Below are 18,660 nucleotides of genomic sequence, written 5' to 3'. Positions count from 1 at the left end.
CATGAACATTGGCAACCTGATTCGCGTACACAGCGCCGCCCTGCGGGCGCTACTGGTCCTGACCGTCATCACCGGTCTGGCCTACCCGGTGCTCGTCTGGGCCATCGCCCAGCTGCCCGGGCTCAAGGACAAGGCCGACGGCTCGCTCGTCACGGCGGGTGGCAAGGTGGTCGGCAGCTCCCTGATCGGCCAGCTGTTCACCGATGCCAAAGGCAATGCGCTGCCGCAGTATTTCCAGAGCCGGCCGTCCAATGCCGGCACCGGGTACGACCCGATGGCCAGCGGTGCGGGCAATCTCGGACCGGAGAGCATCGTCGACGCCGCCGGCAAGCCGAGCCTGCTGACCCAGGTGTGCACCCGCAGCTACGCCGTCGCCGGGGCCGAAGGGCTGGACCGCGCCGCGGGAGCCCGTCCGTTCTGCACCGCCGACGGCGTGGGCGCGGTGCTGTCGGTGATCGGCCCGCGGGACGCCACCGGCAACGTCACCCACCCCTCCAAGGTGGTCAGCGTCAACCAGCCGTGCGCCACCACCAAGGTGCCGTTCCTGGCGACGTACGAGGGCGTGCGGGTCGAATGCGCCACGGACGGCGCGGATTACACCGCCGGCCAGATCGTCGCGATCCGCGGCGCGGCGCCCGCCGATCCGCAGGTGCCGGCCGATGCCGTCACCGCCAGCGGCAGCGGCCTGGATCCCGACATCTCGGCCGACTATGCCGACCTGCAGGTGGACCGCGTCGCGAAGGCGCGGCACCTTTCCGCCGACGAGGTCCGGGCGCTGGTGCGCGACAACACCAAGGGCCGCGTGCTGGGCTTCATGGGTGAGCCGCGGGTCAACGTCCTGCAGCTGAATCTCGCGTTGGACCAGAAGCACCCAGCCCGTATTGGATGATGGGAGACATGGGAACGCCGGACAAGCGGGGCGAGCTACGCATCTACCTGGGTGCGGCCCCCGGCGTGGGCAAGACCTTCTCGATGCTCGGCGAGGCGCACCGCCGCCTCGAGCGCGGCACCGACGTCGTCGCGGCCGTGGTCGAGACACACGGGCGCAAGAAGACGGCCCAGGCGCTGGAAGGCATCGAACGGATCCCGCCGCGGTTCATCGACTACCGCGGCGGGACGTTCGCCGAACTGGATGTTCCCGCGGTGCTGGCCCGCCACCCCGAGGTGGTGCTGGTCGACGAACTGGCGCACAGCAATACGCCCGGCAGCAAGAACGCCAAACGCTGGCAGGACGTCGAAGAACTGCTCGCGGCCGGCATCACTGTCATCTCCACCGTCAACGTCCAGCACCTGGAGAGCCTCAACGACGTCGTCGCCCAGATCACCGGCATCGAGCAGCAGGAGACCGTGCCGGACTCCGTGGTGCGCAGTGCCGCCCAGATCGAACTCGTCGACATCACGCCGGAAGCGTTGCGCCGCAGACTCTCCCACGGCAACGTGTACGCACCGGAACGTGTCGACGCGGCGCTGTCCAACTACTTCCGGCAGGGCAACCTCACCGCCCTGCGCGAACTGGCGCTGCTGTGGCTGGCCGACCAGGTCGACGCCGCGCTCGCGAAATACCGCGCCGAGCACAATATTTCGGATACCTGGGAAGCCCGCGAACGCGTCGTCGTGGCGGTCACCGGCGGCCCCGAATCCGAGACGCTGGTACGGCGCGCATCGCGCATCGCCTCCAAATCGAGTGCCGAACTTATGGTGGTGCACGTCGTCCGCGGCGACGGCCTGACGGGCGTCTCCGCCCCGCAGATGGGCAAGGTCCGCGAACTGACCGCCAGCCTCGGCGCCACGCTGCACACCGTCGTCGGTGGCAGCGACGGTGACGTGCCCAGTGCCCTATTGGATTTCGCGCGCGAGATGAACGCCACCCAGCTGGTGCTGGGCACGTCACGACGCTCGCGCTGGGCCCGGCTCTTCGACGAGGGCATCGGCGCCAAGACCGTCCAGAACTCCGGCAAGATCGACGTGCACATGGTCACCCATGAGCAGTCCCAGCCGGGCTGGTCGTGGTCGACGGCAACCCGCGGGCAGCGCCATCTGACGTCGTGGTTGGCCGCCCTCGTCGTGCCCGCCATCATCACCGCCATCGCCTCCCTGCTGGACCCGTTCCTGCACGTCGGCGGCGAGAGCGCGGTGTTCTTCATCGGCGTGCTGGTCGTCGCGCTGCTCGGCGGTGTCGCCCCGGCCGCGTTGTCGGCGGTGCTGTCCGGCCTGCTGCTCAACTACTTCTTCGTCGCGCCGCGCTACAGCTTCACCATCGCCGACCCCGACAGCGCTTTGACCATCGTCGTGCTGCTGGCCGTCGCGGTCGCCGTCGCCGCGCTGGTCGACGGCGCCGCCAAACGGTCCAGGGAGGCCCGGCACGCCTCCCAGGAAGCCGAGCTGCTGGCCCTGTTCGCCGGCAGCGTGCTGCGCGGCGCCGACCTCACCACGCTGCTCGAACGCGTCCGCGAGACGTACGCGCAACGGGCCGTCAGCCTGCTGCACGAGGAGGACGGCATCGTCGCCTGTGTCGGCAAAGACCCCTGTGTGACAGTCGATTCCGCCGACACCGCCATCGAGGTCAGCGACGACGAATACTGGCTGCTGATGGCGGGCCGCAAGACCGAGGCGCGCGATCGCCGGGTGCTCGGCGCCGTCGCACGGCAGGCGGCCGGGCTGGTGCGCCAGCGCGCCCTGGCCGAGGAAGCCGGCCGCGCCGAGGCGCTCGCCAAGGCCGACGAACTGCGCCGCTCCCTGCTCAGCGCCGTCAGCCACGACCTGCGCACCCCGCTGGCCGCGGCCAAGGCCGCGGTATCGAGCCTGCGCAGCGAGGACGTCGGATTCTCGCCCGAGGACACCGCCGAACTGCTGGCCACCATCGAGGAATCGGTGGATCAGCTGACCGCGCTGGTGGGCAACCTCCTCGACTCGTCGCGACTGGCGGCCGGCGTCGTGAAGCCCGAGCTGCGCCGCGTGTACATGGAAGAGGTCGTGCAGCGGGCGCTGCTCGGAATCAGCCGCGGAGCAACCGGTTACGCGAACCGCGGCCTCGACCGGGTCAAGGTCGAAGTGGGCGACGCCGTCGCGCTGGCCGATGCGGGACTGCTGGAGCGGGTGCTGGTCAACCTCATCGACAACGCGCTGCGCTACTCCGCGGGCAGAGTGGTGCGGGTGAACGCCGGACAGGTCGGCGAGCGGGTGCTGGTCACCATCGTCGACGAGGGGCCGGGCATCCCCCGCGGCGCCGAGGAACAACTGTTCGCGCCGTTCCAGCGCCTCGGCGACCACGACAACAGCACCGGTGTGGGACTTGGCCTTTCGGTGGCGCGCGGTTTTGTCGAAGCAATGGGCGGCACCATCTCTGCCACCGACACTCCCGGTGGCGGGCTGACGGTCGTGGTGGACCTGGCAGCCGCGGGAAAGGATCGGGTGTGACACGGGTTCTGGTCATCGACGACGAACCACAGATTCTGCGTGCGCTGCGCATCAACCTGTCGGTGCGCGGCTACGACGTCTCGGTCGCCGCCACCGGCGCCGAGGCCCTGAAGTCGGCCGCCGAACACAAGCCCGACGTCGTGATCCTGGACCTCGGCCTGCCCGACATGTCCGGCATCGACGTGCTGGCCGGGCTGCGCGGCTGGCTCACCGCGCCCGTCATCGTGCTGTCGGCGCGCACCGACTCCATGGACAAGGTCGAGGCCCTCGACGCCGGCGCCGACGACTACGTCACCAAGCCATTCGGCATGGACGAGTTCCTGGCCCGGCTCCGCGCCGCGGTGCGACGGGGTGCGGCCGCGTCCGAGACCGACGAGCCCGTCGTCGAGACATCGTCGTTCACCGTCGATCTGGCGGCCAAACGCGTGACGCGCAGCGGAGTCGAGGTGCATCTGACGCCCACCGAGTGGGGGATGTTGGAGATGCTGGTGCGCAACCGCGGCAAGCTCGTGGGCCGCGAGGAGCTGCTCAAAGAGGTGTGGGGTCCGGCCTATGCCAAGGAGACCCACTATCTACGGGTGTATCTCGCGCAACTGCGCCGCAAGCTCGAGGTCGACCCGTCACACCCCAAACACCTGCTGACCGAGGCCGGGATGGGGTACCGCTTCCAGGAGTAGCGCCGGCGGCCCGAATCCAACGCATTCGAGGCCCCTGGTCATCCCCAGTGCTTAGTCACCCTAGGTATGCGGTACGTCACACGACCGCGCGGAATCGCAGCTCCCCCGTTCGGCTTATACCAGGCAACTGGAACTTCAAGGACGGGGAAAACAACATGAGCGCCATTCGTAACGCGGCCGGCAAGGTGGCATTGACCGCCGTGGCCGCTTTCACGATCATCGCCGGCGCCATCGCCGGCCCGGTCGCGACCGCCAACGCCGCTGACGACTCCTGTGCGAACGTCGAGGTCGTCTTCGCCCGCGGTACCTTCGAAGCCCCCGGCGTCGGAGCCACCGGCCAAGCCTTCGTCGACGCACTGAACGCCCGGATGCCCGGTCGCAACATCGACGCCTACGGCGTGAACTACCCGGCCTCCCTGGACTTCGGTGCCGCCGCTGACGGCGTCGCCGACGCCACCAACCGCATCGAGTCCATCGCCGCCTCGTGCCCCGCCACCAAGATCGTCATCGGCGGCTACTCGCAGGGCGCGGCCGTCGCCGGCTACAGCACCATGAGCAGCGTTCCCGCCGGATTCGCGTTGCCCGCCGGCATCTCCGGCCCGATGCCCGCGTCGGTCGCCTCGCACGTCGCCGCTGTCGTCCTGTTCGGCACCCCGAGCCCGTTCGTGCTGAGCGTCGCCGACCGCAGTGCGCCCGCCATCAACATCGGCGGCGCCTACGCCGGCAAGACCATCCAGCTGTGCGCCCCCGGCGACCCGATCTGTGGCGGCGGCATGGACCGTTCCGCTCACAGCGCCTACAAGTTCAACGGCATGGCCAACCAGGCTGCGGACTTCGTCGCCCGCCAGCTGGGCGCGCCTGCCGCTCCCGCCGCCCCGATGGTCCAGACGTCGGACGACTCAGCCAACTGAATCACCCCCTGCCGACGGCCGGAAGCCAGTCTCACGAGGACTGGTTCCGGCCGTCGGTCTGTCATGACACCGTCGCGCCGGTCGCTCCCGTGACCTTCACTCCATCCCGCGATCGAACTATGGTGAGGTAGTCATATCTCGATAAGCCGAGACAAACAGGGGTGATCAGTAATGAAGGTTTCCACCAAGAACGTGTCGACCTGTGGCTGTCAGTGCAACGCCTGCCGCGACGGACACCACTGCCACAACCGCCCGAACTGCAAGGTCTAGTCAGGATTCTCGACCGTCGACCGTGGGGGTTGACGAGGGATTCGCTTCGGTTTTCCGCGTAGGCCCCCACGCTCGGCGTCAGACCGACAGCGCGATGCCGTCCAGGATGTCGTGCTCGCTGACCACCAATTCCGTGATCCCCGCCCGCTGACCGAATTCGCGGGCCAATTCCTCGACGACGACGGAGCCGCCGCCGATCACCGGCACGCGGCCCGGGTGCATGGGGCCGAGTTCGGCGCGTTGCGCCCGCGGCATCGCGATCAGTTCATCGCACACCTTGACGACATCCGGAATTCCGATGCGGGACAGGTGAATCACCTCGGAGTCGTACTCCGGTAGCCCCAGGGCCAGCGCGGCAACCGTGGTGAACGTGCCGGCCACACCGACCCACGTCCGGGCACCTTCGATGGGCACGACGCCCAGAGCCTCGTCCAGCTTCTCCCGCACCACGGCACGTGCGGCCGCGACCTCGTCGGCGGTGGGCGGGTCGGTCTGCAGGCAGCGCTCGGTGAGCCGGACGCAGCCGATGTTGGCCGAGAAGCTCGCGACCACATCCGCAACCGCGGCACCGGTCCCGCCGAGCACCACTTCGGTCGAGCCGCCACCCAGGTCGACGACCACGAAAGGCCCTGTGGCCGGGTCCAATTCGCCGACGGCGCCGCGGAACGACAGCGCCGCTTCCTCGGTCCCGGTGATCACCTCGGCCACGGCCCCCGGCATCACCCGACCCAGCTGGCGCGCGGTCATGGCGAAGAACTCGTCGCGGTTCCCGGCGTCGCGAGCCGCGGAGGTGGCGACCATCCGCACCTTGGTCACGTCGTGCGCCAGCATCGTCTCGACATAGTCGGTCAGCGCCGCTTCGGTCCGGGCCAGCGCGGCAGGCGCGAATTCGCCTGTGGCGTCGACACCTTCACCGAGGGTGACGATCCGCATCTCGCGGTGGACGTCCCGCAACCGGCCGTCGGCCACGTCCGCGATGAGCAGCCGGATCGAGTTCGTACCGCAGTCGACCGCCGCAACCCGCGAACTCACACCCACACCTTCGGATCCAGAATCCCGGCCATCGCCGGTTCAACTGCCAACAACGCCAATGCCTCGTCACCGAAGGGGTTGAGGCCCGGGCCTTTTGCGAGCGAATGCGCCATCACGACGTGCAGGCACTTGACCCGGTCGGGCATCCCGCCGCCGGAGAACGTCGTGCCCAGCGACTCGATGGCGTCCCGCTCGGCCAGGAACGACTCGTGCGCGCGCCGATACGCCGCCGCCAGCTCCTCGGAGGCCTGCAGCCGTTCGGTCATCTCGCGCATGAGACCCGACGACTCGAGCCGGCTGGCCGCGGCCGTCAGCGCCGGATGGGTCAGGTAATACAAAGTGGGAAAAGGGGTTCCGTCGGGCAGTCGCGGCGCGGTCTTCACCACACCGGGCTCGCCGTTGGGGCAGCGGTAGGCGATCTCCAGGACACCACGCGGCTCCCGCCCCAGCTGGGCCGCAACGGCTTCGAGATCAGCAGCGTCAACCACCGGGCGGCGCCTGAGGTGCGGGCAGATCGGTCGGAGGCACGTCACCATCGGGGGTGACCCCGTCGGGACCGGGCGCGACGACGGCAGGCGCCGGCGTGAGCCCGTGCGGCTGATCGGCGATGGTGTGCCACAGCGCGGTGTACCAGGGCTGGTTGCTCTTGGCGGTGGGCGACGGCGCGGGCGCGACGGGGGTCGTGACGGCGCCGGGAGGCAGTTGCACCTGATACGGGATGTCACCCGGCATCACGAAGCCCAACCGCTCACGAGCCTGCGCGGCGATGTACACCGGGTCGGCCAGCTTCACCTTCTGCTGCTCCAAATTGGCTATCTGCGAACGTAATTGGGACTCGGCGGTGGCCAGCTGCTGCATCTCGGTGCGCTGCGCGAAGAACGTCCGCACCGGCCCGGCGATGGTCAGGGTCAGCACGCACACCACGACGGCGAGGATCGCCGCGCGCCGCGCCGCCGACCCCAGCCGCTGCTCGGCATGGTGCTCGACCGACTCCGCATAGGCCTGCCGGATGGGCTCGGTGACCGGAGCCGGCAGGTTCTCCGGAACGCGCCGCGGCTCCGCCTTGGGGCGGTTACCCGCCTTGGCCGCCGACGTGCCGGCCCCGGCACGCCCCCGCTTCGCCTCGCCGGGTTTGGCGGGGCGAGAGGCGGGGGAACGCCGTTTGGGATCGGGCATGTCGGTAGGTCAGACCCGCGAAACTACTTGGCTTCCAACGCGAAACGCGGGAACGCCAGGTCGCCGGCGTAGCGCGCGGCGTCACCCAGGGTCTCCTCGATGCGGAGCAGCTGGTTGTACTTGGCGACGCGCTCGCTGCGGGCCGGGGCACCGGTCTTGATCTGGCCACAGCTGCACGCGACGGCCAGGTCGGCGATGGTGGTGTCCTCGGTCTCGCCACTGCGGTGGCTCATCATCGACTTGTAGCCCGCGGCGTGCGCCAGGGCCACGGCGTCCAGGGTCTCGGTGAGCGTGCCGATCTGGTTCACCTTCACCAGCAGCGCGTTGGCGGCACCCTTCTCGATGCCCTCCTCCAGCCGCTCCGGGTTGGTGACGAACAGGTCGTCGCCGACGAGCTGGACGCGGTCACCGATGGCGTTGGTCAGCGCGACCCAGCCGTCCCAGTCGTCCTCCGACAGCGGGTCTTCGATGGACACCAGCGGGAACGCATCGAGCAGCGAGGCGTAGAACTCGGCCATCTGCTCGGCGGTGCGGGTCTGCTTCTCGAAGGCGTAACCCGTTCCGTCGGTGTAGAACTCGGTGGCCGCGACGTCGAGGGCCAGCGCCACGTCGCTGCCCAGCTTGAGGCCGGTGGCGTCGATGGCGGTGCTGATCAGCTCGAGCGCGGCATGGGTGCCGGCGACGTCGGGCGCGAAACCGCCCTCGTCACCGAGGCCCGTCGCCAGACCCTGCTTCTTGAGCACCGACTTGAGCGAGTGGTAGACCTCGGCGCCCCAGCGCAGCGATTCCTTGAAGGTGGGGGCACCGATCGGGGCGACCATGAACTCCTGGACGTCGACACCGGTGTCGGCGTGCGCGCCACCGTTGAGGATGTTCATCATCGGCACCGGCAGGATGTGGGCGTTCGGGCCGCCGATGTACCGGAACAGCGGCAGGCCGGCCGAGTCGGCAGCGGCCTTGGCCACGGCCAGCGAGACGCCGAGGATGGCGTTGGCGCCGAGGCGCGACTTGTCCGGCGTGCCATCCAGGTCCAGCAGCGCCTGGTCGATGATGCGCTGGTCGTCGGCGGCCTGGCCGATGACGGCGGGAGCGATCTCGTCGAGCACGGCCTCGACGGCCTTCTCGACACCCTTGCCGAGGTAACGCGCGCCGCCGTCGCGCAGTTCGACAGCCTCGTGCTCACCGGTCGACGCACCCGACGGCACCGCCGCGCGAGCGAAGGTTCCATCGGTCAGAGCGACCTCGACCTCGACCGTCGGATTTCCCCGAGAGTCGAGAATCTCGCGGGCTCCGACCTGTTCGATGATTGGCACTTGGGTCTCCCTCTGGCGTCACGGACTCGTGCGAACGCCCATCAGCCTAAACGGTGCCCGTAGTAGAAGTGCGGCAGCTACCGGTACCTATCGCAACCTATCGCTGGTGCCCGTTGGCATACGCCGTCGCCCAGTCCCGCACGGCGCGCGCGTAGTCGTCGGACAGGTTGTAGGCGTGCAGCGCGTCCATCCAGCCGTGCGGGCTGGACAGATCCTTGCCGCGGTAGCAGAGATAACCCGCCGCCGACAGCGCCGCGTCGTCGATGTTGTCGGGGCTGGCGAACCCGGTGTTGTTTGCGTCGACGCCGTACAACCGCCACGTGTCCGGGATGAACTGCATGGGCCCCATGGCGCGGTCGACGGCGTCGTCGCTGTCCATGCTGCCGGAGTCGGAGTCCGGAATCCGCAGGTTGTTCATGGTGCCGTCGAGTGGCACGCCGCGGATCGGGGGCGTGACGTCACCGTTCGGGGCGATGGTCGCGCCGCGGTAGGTGCCGTGGTGGCTCTCGACCATCCCGATGCCCGCGAGCGTCGTCCACGCGATGTGGCACTTGGGGTTCTCGACCTCGGCCACGCGCGCGGCGTACCCGTAGGCCTCCAGTGCCATGACCGGAATGCCCAGCGGCGGTGCCAGATGCTCGGCCCAGTCACGCAGCTGGTCCGCGCCCCGACCCTTCACATGGGTATTGATCGGAGGCACCGCAGGCCCCGGCGGCGGCGGCACTCCGCGCAGGTAGCCGGGCTGAAACGAGCAGCTCGAGGCCATCAGGAGCGCCGTCGCGAGGACAACAGCGCTCGCCCGCAGCCAACGCGCTCGCAACACCGGTACTCCCCTATACCCAGAGATTGTCGACGGATTCGTCGCCCGTCATCGTCGCATGCCGAGCTGAGTGCACCCCGAAGCGCAAGCTTTCCGGCACGAAGGTACGACGGCCACCCATCCGCTGATAAGGTTGGCTTGCCTTGCTTTGGCAAGGCAAACCTGTGTTGCCGTTTAGTCTATCTAAGGATTGCGGATGACCACCACTTTCGCGGTCTCGACATCGCTGGTCGCCGCAGGCCCGGGCATTTCTTCACAGCTATTTGGCAGCTTGCTGATCGGCCTTCGTGAAGGCCTCGAAACTGCGATCGTCGTCACCATCCTCATCGCCTTCCTCGTGAAGTCCGACCGTCGCGACGCCCTCAAGTGGGTCTGGCTCGGGGTCGCCGCCGCCATCGCGATGACCATCGGCGTCTTCCTGTCCATCCAGCTCAGCGAGAACACCATCTCCGGCCTGGCAGCCGAGGCCATCGCCGGCGTCGCCTCCCTGGTGGCGGTGATCATCGTCACGACCATGGTGCTGTGGATGCGCAAGGCCGCCGCCACCATCTCCGGCGAACTGCGCAGCGACATGGCGCGCGCCCTGGAGACCGGCGGGATGGCCGTCGCCACCCTGGCCTTCCTGGCCGTCGGCCGCGAGGGCGTCGAGACGGCACTGTTCATGGTCGGCTACGCCAACGCGTCAACCGCGTGGCCGTTGGCCGGACTCGTGATCGGCCTGCTCATCGCCGTCGTCGTCGCCTACGGCATGTACGCCGGCGCGGTGCGGATCAACCTGGCGAAGTTCTTCAAGTACACCGGCGCGTTCCTCGTCGTCGTCGCCGCGGGCATCCTGTCGTACGCCATCCACGCGCTGCAGACCGTCGGCTGGCTGCCCGGGCTGGGCGCCAAGGCCTTCGACATGACCGGCGCCTTCAACTGGTCGTCGTGGTACGGCCAGGTGATCCAGGGCGTCTTCAACATCAGCCCCGCCCCCTCGATCCTGCAGTTCGTCTGCTGGCTGGCGTACCTCGTGGTCGTCCTGACGCTGTTCCTGCGACCCGTCGCAGCCAAACCCGCCCCTGCTGCCACCCTCGAAAGGTCCGCCAAGTGAATCTCGCTGCCCTGAACGTCAAGACCGGCGTAGCTGCATCGGTAGCCCTGCTCGCCGGCCTGACCGCGGTCTCCGCGTGCTCGTCCAAGACGGACGAGAACAAGTCCGCCTCCGGCGAGATCACCGTGACCGCGACCGATGATGCCTGCAAGCTGTCGGCAACGTCGGCCAAGACGGGCCCGAGCACCTTCGTCGTCACCAACAACGGCACCAAGGTCACCGAGTTCTACGTCTACGGCCCCGGCGACAAGGTCATGGGCGAGATCGAGAACGTCTCCCCCGGCCTGCAGCGCAAGCTGATCGTGCAGCTGCCCGAAGCCGGCACCTACAAGACCGCGTGCAAGCCCGGCATGGTCGGCGACGGCATCCGCGGCGACTTCACCGTCACCGGCGACACCGTCAAGATCGACGACACCGGCAAGTTCAAGGAAGCCGCGGACTTCTACAAGAAGTACGTCGTCGAGCAGACCACCGCGCTGGTGCCCGCGACCGAGGCCTTCGCCGCCGCCGTGAAGAAGGGTGACGTCGCCGGCGCCAAGGCGCAGTACCCGAAGGCCCGCACCTTCTACGAGCGCATCGAGCCGGTCGCCGAGTCGTTCCCCGACGACCTGGACCCGCGGATCGACCTGCGTGAAGCCGACGTCAAGCCGGGCGACAAGTGGACCGGCTTCCACGTGCTGGAGAAGCAGCTGTGGGTCACCGGACTGCAGCCCGACGCCAATGCCCTGGCCGACCAGCTGGTCGCCGACGTCAAGGAGCTCGACGCGGGCGTCAAGGATCCGAAGTGGACCATCGACTCCACCAAGATCGCCGGCGGCGCGCAGGAGCTGCTGGACGAGATCGCCAAGACCAAGATCACGGGTGAAGAAGACATTTTCAGCCACACCGACCTCTGGGACATCCAGGCCAACATCGAGGGCTCGCGCACCGCGGTCGGCTCGGTCGACCCGATCCTCGACGAGCGCAACCCGCAGCTGGGCAAGGACGTCGAGGCGGCCTTCGACAACGTCCAGAAGCTGCTGGACAAGTGGCGCCAGGGCGACGGCTTCATCTCCTACGACAAGGTGACCGAGCCTGAGCGGCAAGAACTTTCGCGCGCCGTCGACGCTTTGAGCAAGGAGGTCAGCGAGGTGCAGGGTGTCGTCGCCAAGCAGTGAGCCCAAGCCCACTGAGCCGGCCGTGACCGAGTCCGGTGGGCTCAGCCGGCGCAAGCTCTTCGGCGCCGCCGGGGTGACGGCTGCCGTCGTCGGCGCCGCCGCCACCGGTGCGCTGGCCGGCCGCTCCTCCGCGGCCGTCGTCGAGGACACCCTGGGTAGGCCGGTGCCGTTCCGCGGCACCCACCAGGCGGGCATCGTCACCGCGGCGCAGGACCGCATGCACTTCGCCACCTTCGACGTTACGACGGACAAGAAGGCCGACGTCGTGGCAATGCTGAAGAAGTGGACCGAGATGGCCGAGCGCATGACGCTCGGCGAGGAGGCCGTCGCCCACGGGGCCATCGGGCTCAATCCGTACGCCCCGCCGGCGGATACCGGTGAGGCCCTTGGCCTTTCGCCCTCTGCGTTGACCCTCACCATCGGCTTCGGCCCCACGTTCTTCCGCAAGGACGGCAAGGACCGGTTCGGCATCGACGGGCAGCGGCCGGCGCATCTGGTCGACCTGCCCAAGTTCCGCAACGAGACGCTCGACCCGAAGCGGTGCGGCGGCGACATCGTCGTGCAGGCCTGCGCCAACGACCCGCAGGTCGCCGTGCACGCCATCCGCAACCTCGCCCGCGTCGGCTTTGGCACGGTCGCGGTGCGGTACTCGCAGCTGGGGTTCGGCCGCACGTCGTCGACCACGCGAAACCAGTCCACACCGCGAAACCTGTTCGGGTTCAAGGACGGAACCAACAATCTCAAGGCCGAGGACACGTCGGCCATCGACAAGCACGTCTGGGTCGCCAGTGGCGACGGGCCGGCCTGGATGACGGGCGGTTCGTATCTGATCAGCCGGCGCATCCGGATGCTCATCGAATCGTGGGACCGCACCGTGCTGGCGGAGCAGGAGCGGGTGATCGGCCGGCAGAAGGGCAGCGGCGCACCCAACGGGTACACCGACGAATTCACCCCGCTCGACTTCGAGAGCAAGGGCGCCGACGGCGCGCCGCTGATCGACGTCGACTCGCATGTGCGCTTGGCCTCGCCCGAAGCCAACAACGGCGCCCAGATTCTGCGCCGCGGCTACAACTTCACCGACGGCTCAGACGGTTTCGGCCACCTGGATGCGGGTCTGTTCTTCATCGCGTTCGTCCGCAACCCGGCCGAATCGTTCATCCCGATGCAGACCAAGTTGTCCGACAACGACGCCCTGAACGAATACATCACGCACACCGGCAGCGGCATCTTCGCCTGCCCGCCGGGTGTGCGTGATGGTTCGTCGGACTACTGGGGATCGACGCTGCTCGGCTGAGTGTCGGGCTGCTCGGCGGTGCGGTAGCGGTTGTAGAACGCGAACGACGCGAGCGCTGCGGCGGCACCGATGACACCCCACAGTGCGATCTGGAAGACCAGCGAACCGAACAGGAAGTCGTAGGTCATGGTCAGGTACAGCGACCAGGCGACGCGGTAGCCCGACCAGAAGGCCAACAGGCCGGTGCTGATCGCGATGATCAGGCTCTGCTGGCGGTCGAAGCGGTTGACGTGCTGTTCGATGGCGGCGGGGAGCTTCATGGTGATTCCTTCCTCAGGTTTCTCGGACGCTCGTCGGTCGGCGTCGTTGGAGCAATCACACCGGGGCCCGGCGGCTACCGATCCCAAGTTCTGGGGCCGTGCGGGTTGCCGGTAATTGGGCCGCGACCGTGCGCACAGATCGCAGATCCAGCCGGATGGGCGCTCTAGCTGCACATTCGCGGTGGCGGGCGCATTGTTGCAGTCACTGTCACCACACCAGGCACTTGTGTCGCCGGCCAGGAGACGGACCGATGCGCCCCCCTCTGTGCGACAACCCGCTCAGGATCCGCCGTCGCTCGAACGCAACTGGGTGGCGGAAAACCAGCCCGAGAGTCGCCGTGCAGTTGCGTTCGGACGCTGCAGCACACCGTCTCAGCCGGCGCGGCCCACGGTGTTTCGCCAGCGCAGCGGCGGGGCGCCGAACCGCCGGCTGAACGCCCGGCTGAAGCCGGCCTCGGCGGAGCGCATCAGCCCGCGCAAGATCATCGAACTCGACGCCAGCCACGCGTCGCTGGCTTCGCAGGCGGTGGCCGTGGCCGACCTGATCGACGAGGCCGCGACTCAGACGTCCTGAGGCGGCCAGTGCTCCCGCCACTCGTCCTCTGACACCGCGCCCAACGGTGCGGCATCCAACTCCACCGCCACTTCGTCGCCGCGGCGGGCGGCGACGATGCGGCGCTCGGCCTCGCGCACAGTGTCGATGAATTCCAGAGCCACTGTGCGCAAGGCGCTTTCGGCGTCGACGCCAGGTTCCAGCGTCACCGAGGTGAGCCCGGCCGGAAGCAGATCGGACGGCAAACCGGCCGTGCCGGTCCGTTCGATCAGCTTCTGCGCCAGCGCCAGCGCCGGCAGCGCCGTCGGCACCTCGTCCATGCACGACGTCCGTGCCGCCTTCTCCAGCGCCTTGCGCTCTTCCCACTGGGCGATCTGGTCTTCCAGCGAAATCTCTTGTCCGGCAAGTACTGCCGGCACCCGGTTGCCCAGCTTACGAATCAGGGTGTCGGCGACGTCGTCGATGCCGAACGGGTGTAGCGGCGCGTCTTCGGCGATGCGGGCGTGAAACAGCACCTGCAGCAACACATCTCCGAGTTCCTCACGGACGTCGTCGGCGTTGCCGCCCCGCACCGCGTCGAACAGCTCGTAGGTCTCCTCCAACAGGTACCGGCGCAGCGAGTCGTGCGTCTGCTCGCTCTCCCACGGACCGTTGGTGCGCAGCTTGTCCATCATCGTGACGGCGTCGATGAGCCGCTCTCCGGGCTGCGAACCGTCCGCCGCAATCAGTTTCTCGCCGGCCGCGAGCCGGGCCCGCACCTGCGGATGTTCCGGATCGGAGGACAACAGCACCGGTGCCGGATTGTCGGCGTCGCCGTACGCCGGCCGGCCGGCCGGCAACGACCACGGCACCTTGACCGGTAGTTCCTCGGTGTACTGCACGTCGCCGGTGAGCAGGACCAGAGCGTCGATCGGCATCAGCGAGGGGCGGCGCGGATCGACCAGGACGACCGTCACTTGGACTGCCCCGATTCTCCCACTGCGCTACCTCCCAGGTCGGTGATATCCACTTCACCTGCCGCTTTCCCGTCGAGCACCAGCAGCAAACCGGCCACCGCGCGGGCCAGCTCCAGGTCACGGATGCGGGGTGCGCCGACCCCGGCGCCGGCGCGCGGAATGGGAATCTGGACCGTCGACGTCGTCGCCCGGTAGGTGGCGCCCGGATACATCCGCTTGAGCCGCAGCTGTCCGGAGTCCAGGAGCGTCAGCGGCGTCAACCGGATGGTCGAGTCCGAGATCGCGGTCACCTCGGTGACGCCGTACTCGCGGCACAGTAGCCGCAGGCGCGCCACCGCGACAAGGCGCTGCGCGGGCTCGGGCAACGGTCCGTAGCGGTCCACCAGCTCCTCGACGACAGCCGCCACGGCCGCGTGATCGGACGCCGCGGCCAGCCGGCGGTAGGCCTCGAGCCGCAGCCGGTCGCTGCCGATGTAGTCCGGCGGCAGGTGGGCGTCGATCGGCAGGTCGACCCGCACCTCCTTCGGTTCCTCCACGGCCGCAATGGTTTTCCCGTCCACCGCGGCCCGGTAGGCCTCGACGGCCTCACCGACGAGCCGGACGTACAGGTCGAAGCCGACGCCCGCGACGTGCCCGGACTGCTCGACGCCGAGCACGTTGCCGGCGCCGCGAATCTCGAGGTCCTTCATGGCCACGGCCATACCGGCGCCCAGGTCGTTGTTCTGGGCGATGGTCGCCAGCCGGTCGTGCGCGGTCTCGGTGAGCGGAACCTCGGGCGGGTACAGGAAGTACGCGTACCCGCGCTCACGGCTACGGCCGACGCGGCCCCGCAGCTGATGCAGCTGCGACAGGCCGAAGGTGTCGGCCCGCTCCACGATCAGCGTGTTGGCGTTCGAAATGTCAAGGCCCGTCTCGACAATCGTGGTACACACCAGGATGTCGTACTCACGGTTCCAGAAGCCCTCGACGGTCTTCTCCAGCATCTCCTCGGGCATCTGCCCGTGCGCCACGACCACCCGCGCCTCGGGCACCATCTGACGCACCCGCGCGGCCGCGTTGTCGATCGACTTCACCCGGTTGTGGATGTAGAACGCCTGCCCATCGCGCAGCAGCTCACGCCGCAGTGCCGCGGCGACCTGCTTGTCGTCATGCGGCCCAACGTAAGTCAGCACCGGGAAGCGTTCCTCGGGCGGCGTCAGGATCGTCGACATCTCCCGGATGCCCGCCAGGCTCATCTCCAGCGTGCGCGGGATCGGGGTGGCGCTCATGGTCAGCACGTCGACGTGGGTGCGCATCGACTTGATGTGCTCCTTGTGCTCGACGCCGAACCGCTGCTCCTCGTCGACGATCACCAGGCCGAGGTCTTTCCACGTCACGCCGGTCGCCAGGAGCCGGTGCGTGCCGATGACCACGTCGACCGAGCCGTCCTTCAAACCCTCGATCACCAAACGGGATTCGGCGGGGTCGGTGAACCGGGACAGGCCCTTGACCGTCACCGGGAACCCGGCCATGCGGGCGGTGAAGGTCTGCAGGTGCTGGTCGGCCAGCAGCGTCGTCGGCACCAGCACCGCGACCTGCTTGCCGTCCTGTACGGCCTTGAACGCCGCGCGCACCGCGATCTCGGTCTTGCCGTAGCCGACGTCACCGCAGATGACGCGGTCCATGGGGACCGGCTTCTCCATGTCGGCCTTGACCTCGGTGATGGCGGTCAGCTGGTCCATGGTCTCGGTGAAGCCGAACGCGTCCTCCATCTCGGCCTGCCACGGGGTGTCCGGCGCGAACGCGTGCCCCGGGGCGGACTGCCGCTTGGCGTACAGCGACACCAGCTCGCCCGCGATCTCGCGAACGGCCTTGCGCGCCTTGGTCTTCGTGTTGGTCCAGTCGCTACCGCCGAGCCGGCTCAGCGTGGGCTCGGTGCCGCCGACATAGCGGGACAGCTGGTCCAGCGAGTCCATCGGCACGTACAGCCGGTCGGATCCACCGCCACGTTTGGCCGAGGCATATTCGAGCACCAGGTACTCGCGCCGGGCGCCACCGACCACGCGCTCGGTCATCTCGACGAACTTGCCGATGCCGTGCTGGTCGTGCACCACCAGGTCACCGGCCGTCAACGCCAGCGGGTCGACGACGTTACGCCGTTTGGCGGCAAGCCTTTTGCCCTCGGTGGCCCCGGCGCGGTTACCCGTCAGGTCGGTCTCGGTGATGATCACCAGGTTGACGCCGGGCAGCACCAGACCGTCGTGCAGCGGGCCCTTGAGCACGCCGACGACACCGGGCTTTGGCACCTCACCGGGCTCCAACATCGTTGCGGCGACGTCGGATTCGCCGAGCTGCTCGACAACGCGGTGCGCGGTACCGGTGCCGGGGGTCACCACCGCGGCGAGCCCGCCGGTGGCGATGTGGGCCCGGAGCATCGCGAAAATCTCCTCGAGGCTCTGCTGGCTGCGGGCCGACGGCGCGGGCCGGATGTCGACCTCCGCGGCCGACTCATTGGCCAGCTGGCTCAGCGTCCACCACGGGTGGCCACCGGCGGCCGCGGCCTCACGGACCTCCACGAAGTCCCGGAAACCCGAACCACCAAGCTGCTCAACATCAATCGGCGCGTCGCCGCCCACGGCGGCCACCGACCACGAGGCCTCCAGGAACTCGCGGCCCGTCTTGATCAGATCGGCCGCGCGGGTGCGCACCTTCTCCGGGTCGCAGATCAGCAGCGGCGCACCGGCCGGCAGGCGGTCGGTGAGCAACGCCAGTTCGCCCGGGCGCAGCACCGGAAGCAACGCCTCCATGCCGTCGACCGGGATGCCCTCGGCGAGCTTGGCCATCATGTCGGCGATGCTGCCGGTGACCTGGTTGTCGCTGCTGGGCAGGCCCGCCCCGATCTCGGCGGCGCGTTCGCGGACATCCGCGGTCAGCAGCAGTTCACGGCAGGGCATCGCGATCACCGTGTCGACCGCGATCTCGGGGATGGACCGCTGGTCGGCCACCGAGAACATCCGCATCTCGGTGACCTCGTCGCCCCAGAACTCGACGCGCACCGGGTGCTCGGCGGTCGGCGTGAAGACGTCGAGAATGCCGCCGCGGACGGCGAATTCGCCGCGCTTGCCCACCATGTCGACACGCGTGTACGCCAGCTCGACCAGCCGCGCCACGGTGTCGTCGAAGTCGGCTTCACCGCCCATGGTCAACGTCACCGGCTCGGCGTCGGTGACCCCGCCGGCCAGCGGCTGCAACAGCGACCGGGCCGTGGTGACCACCACGCGCAACGGCGGACCGAGGCGGGCGTCGTCGGGCCGCGCCAGCCGGCGCAGCACCGTCAGCCGCGCACCCACGGTGTCCACGCCGGGCGAGAGCCGCTCGTGCGGCAGCGTCTCCCACGACGGGAACAACGCCACGGCGTCGCCGTGGACGGCCCGCAGTTCGGCGGTGAGGTCGTCGGCCTCGCGACCGGTGGCCGTGACGACCAGCACCGGACCGGCGGCGGCCAGCGCGGCCGCGACCGGCAGCCGCGCGCTGACCGGGCCCACCAGGGCCTGCTCGGCGACACCCTCGGCGGCCTGCCGCGTCAGTTCCTGCAGGCCAGGATCGGTGAGTGCGAGTTGGACGAGCCCCGCCAACGGGGTTTGGATCGATTGCTGCCCCGGGGAGGTCATGATGCCTCCGATTGTAGTTCGCAGGACTTCGTCAATATTGGGCACCGTCCCGTCAAGGGATCGTCAACGCGGCGCTCACCG

Annotated in this window: 15 protein-coding genes and 1 pseudogene; 8 read left to right on the top strand and 8 right to left on the bottom strand. The window is 68.8% G+C overall.

Going from position 1 to position 18,660, the window contains the following annotated elements; translation table 11 throughout:
- Nucleotide 1: 1 nt before the first annotated feature.
- From ACJH6J_RS19275 to ACJH6J_RS19260, 4 genes are all read left to right on the top strand, one after another.
- Nucleotides 2-889: a potassium-transporting ATPase subunit C gene (locus ACJH6J_RS19275; RefSeq protein ID WP_406804394.1), complete on the top strand. Its 888-nt coding sequence runs from the start codon at nt 2-4 to the stop codon at nt 887-889.
- The gene (locus tag ACJH6J_RS19270; protein WP_406804393.1) at nt 889-3,417 is read left to right on the top strand and encodes a DUF4118 domain-containing protein; all 2,529 of its coding nucleotides are present in this window, start codon (nt 889-891) and stop codon (nt 3,415-3,417) included. The genes ACJH6J_RS19275 and ACJH6J_RS19270 overlap by 1 nt, the downstream gene beginning before the upstream one ends.
- Nucleotides 3,414-4,094 carry a response regulator gene (locus ACJH6J_RS19265; RefSeq protein ID WP_061006148.1) on the top strand — a complete coding sequence of 227 codons (681 nt, stop codon included), beginning with the start codon at nt 3,414-3,416 and terminating at the stop codon, nt 4,092-4,094. The genes ACJH6J_RS19270 and ACJH6J_RS19265 overlap by 4 nt, the downstream gene beginning before the upstream one ends.
- A 155-nt stretch (nt 4,095-4,249) precedes the next feature.
- On the top strand, nt 4,250-5,005 hold the full coding sequence (locus ACJH6J_RS19260; protein WP_133427960.1) for a cutinase family protein: 756 nt from the start codon (nt 4,250-4,252) through the stop codon (nt 5,003-5,005).
- A gap of 348 nt (nt 5,006-5,353) precedes the next feature.
- Here the strand turns inward: ACJH6J_RS19260 and ACJH6J_RS19255 are convergent, their stop codons facing one another.
- From ACJH6J_RS19255 to ACJH6J_RS19235, 5 genes are all read right to left on the bottom strand, one after another.
- Nucleotides 5,354-6,313 carry a Ppx/GppA phosphatase family protein gene (locus ACJH6J_RS19255; RefSeq protein WP_346416171.1) on the bottom strand — a complete coding sequence of 320 codons (960 nt, stop codon included), beginning with the start codon at nt 6,311-6,313 and terminating at the stop codon, nt 5,354-5,356.
- Nucleotides 6,304-6,795, bottom strand: coding sequence for a DUF501 domain-containing protein (locus ACJH6J_RS19250; protein WP_020099117.1), 492 nt, complete (start codon nt 6,793-6,795; stop codon nt 6,304-6,306). The genes ACJH6J_RS19255 and ACJH6J_RS19250 overlap by 10 nt, the downstream gene beginning before the upstream one ends.
- A complete protein-coding gene (locus tag ACJH6J_RS19245; protein ID WP_318986709.1) occupies nt 6,788-7,483 on the bottom strand; it encodes a septum formation initiator family protein in 696 nt (231 codons plus the stop codon). Before ACJH6J_RS19245 ends, ACJH6J_RS19250 begins: the two co-directional genes overlap by 8 nt.
- A 23-nt stretch (nt 7,484-7,506) precedes the next feature.
- Nucleotides 7,507-8,796 carry a phosphopyruvate hydratase gene (gene eno, locus ACJH6J_RS19240; protein WP_318986710.1) on the bottom strand — a complete coding sequence of 430 codons (1,290 nt, stop codon included), beginning with the start codon at nt 8,794-8,796 and terminating at the stop codon, nt 7,507-7,509.
- A 97-nt stretch (nt 8,797-8,893) separates the two neighbouring features.
- Nucleotides 8,894-9,619 carry a lytic murein transglycosylase gene (locus ACJH6J_RS19235; protein WP_318986711.1) on the bottom strand — a complete coding sequence of 242 codons (726 nt, stop codon included), beginning with the start codon at nt 9,617-9,619 and terminating at the stop codon, nt 8,894-8,896.
- Between the two features lie 193 nt (nt 9,620-9,812).
- Between ACJH6J_RS19235 and efeU the strand changes: the two genes are divergently transcribed.
- The 3 genes from efeU to efeB are packed head-to-tail and all read left to right on the top strand — an operon-like array spanning nt 9,813 to nt 13,160.
- On the top strand, nt 9,813-10,709 hold the full coding sequence (gene efeU, locus ACJH6J_RS19230; RefSeq protein WP_318986712.1) for an iron uptake transporter permease EfeU: 897 nt from the start codon (nt 9,813-9,815) through the stop codon (nt 10,707-10,709).
- Nucleotides 10,706-11,866, top strand: coding sequence for an iron uptake system protein EfeO (efeO, locus tag ACJH6J_RS19225; RefSeq protein WP_318986713.1), 1,161 nt, complete (start codon nt 10,706-10,708; stop codon nt 11,864-11,866). The genes efeU and efeO overlap by 4 nt, the downstream gene beginning before the upstream one ends.
- Complete coding sequence (gene efeB, locus ACJH6J_RS19220) at nt 11,847-13,160, top strand: iron uptake transporter deferrochelatase/peroxidase subunit (RefSeq protein WP_318986714.1); 1,314 nt, start codon at nt 11,847-11,849, stop codon at nt 13,158-13,160. Before efeO ends, efeB begins: the two co-directional genes overlap by 20 nt.
- Here efeB and ACJH6J_RS19215 read toward each other — a convergent pair.
- Nucleotides 13,133-13,420 (bottom strand): hypothetical protein, encoded by a 288-nt coding sequence (locus tag ACJH6J_RS19215; RefSeq protein ID WP_318986715.1) that lies wholly within the window; start codon nt 13,418-13,420, stop codon nt 13,133-13,135. The genes efeB and ACJH6J_RS19215 overlap by 28 nt on opposite strands.
- A gap of 457 nt (nt 13,421-13,877) precedes the next feature.
- Here ACJH6J_RS19215 and ACJH6J_RS19210 point away from each other — a divergent pair.
- Nucleotides 13,878-13,994: pseudogene (locus ACJH6J_RS19210) on the top strand (alpha/beta hydrolase); the annotation flags it as partial.
- Here the strand turns inward: ACJH6J_RS19210 and ACJH6J_RS19205 are convergent.
- Both ACJH6J_RS19205 and mfd read right to left on the bottom strand, forming a co-directional pair.
- On the bottom strand, nt 13,982-14,929 hold the full coding sequence (locus ACJH6J_RS19205) for a nucleoside triphosphate pyrophosphohydrolase (protein WP_135355191.1): 948 nt from the start codon (nt 14,927-14,929) through the stop codon (nt 13,982-13,984). The pseudogene ACJH6J_RS19210 and the gene ACJH6J_RS19205 sit on opposite strands and share 13 nt — an antisense overlap.
- Entirely contained in the window at nt 14,926-18,579 is a 3,654-nt protein-coding gene (gene mfd, locus ACJH6J_RS19200) for a transcription-repair coupling factor (RefSeq protein WP_406804392.1), read from the bottom strand. The genes ACJH6J_RS19205 and mfd overlap by 4 nt, the downstream gene beginning before the upstream one ends.
- Nucleotides 18,580-18,660: the final 81 nt, after the last annotated feature.

Source organism: Mycobacterium sp. SMC-18 (assembly GCF_045310895.1).
Lineage (GTDB): Bacteria > Actinomycetota > Actinomycetes > Mycobacteriales > Mycobacteriaceae > Mycobacterium.
This window is presented reverse-complemented; position numbering and strand designations above follow the sequence as displayed.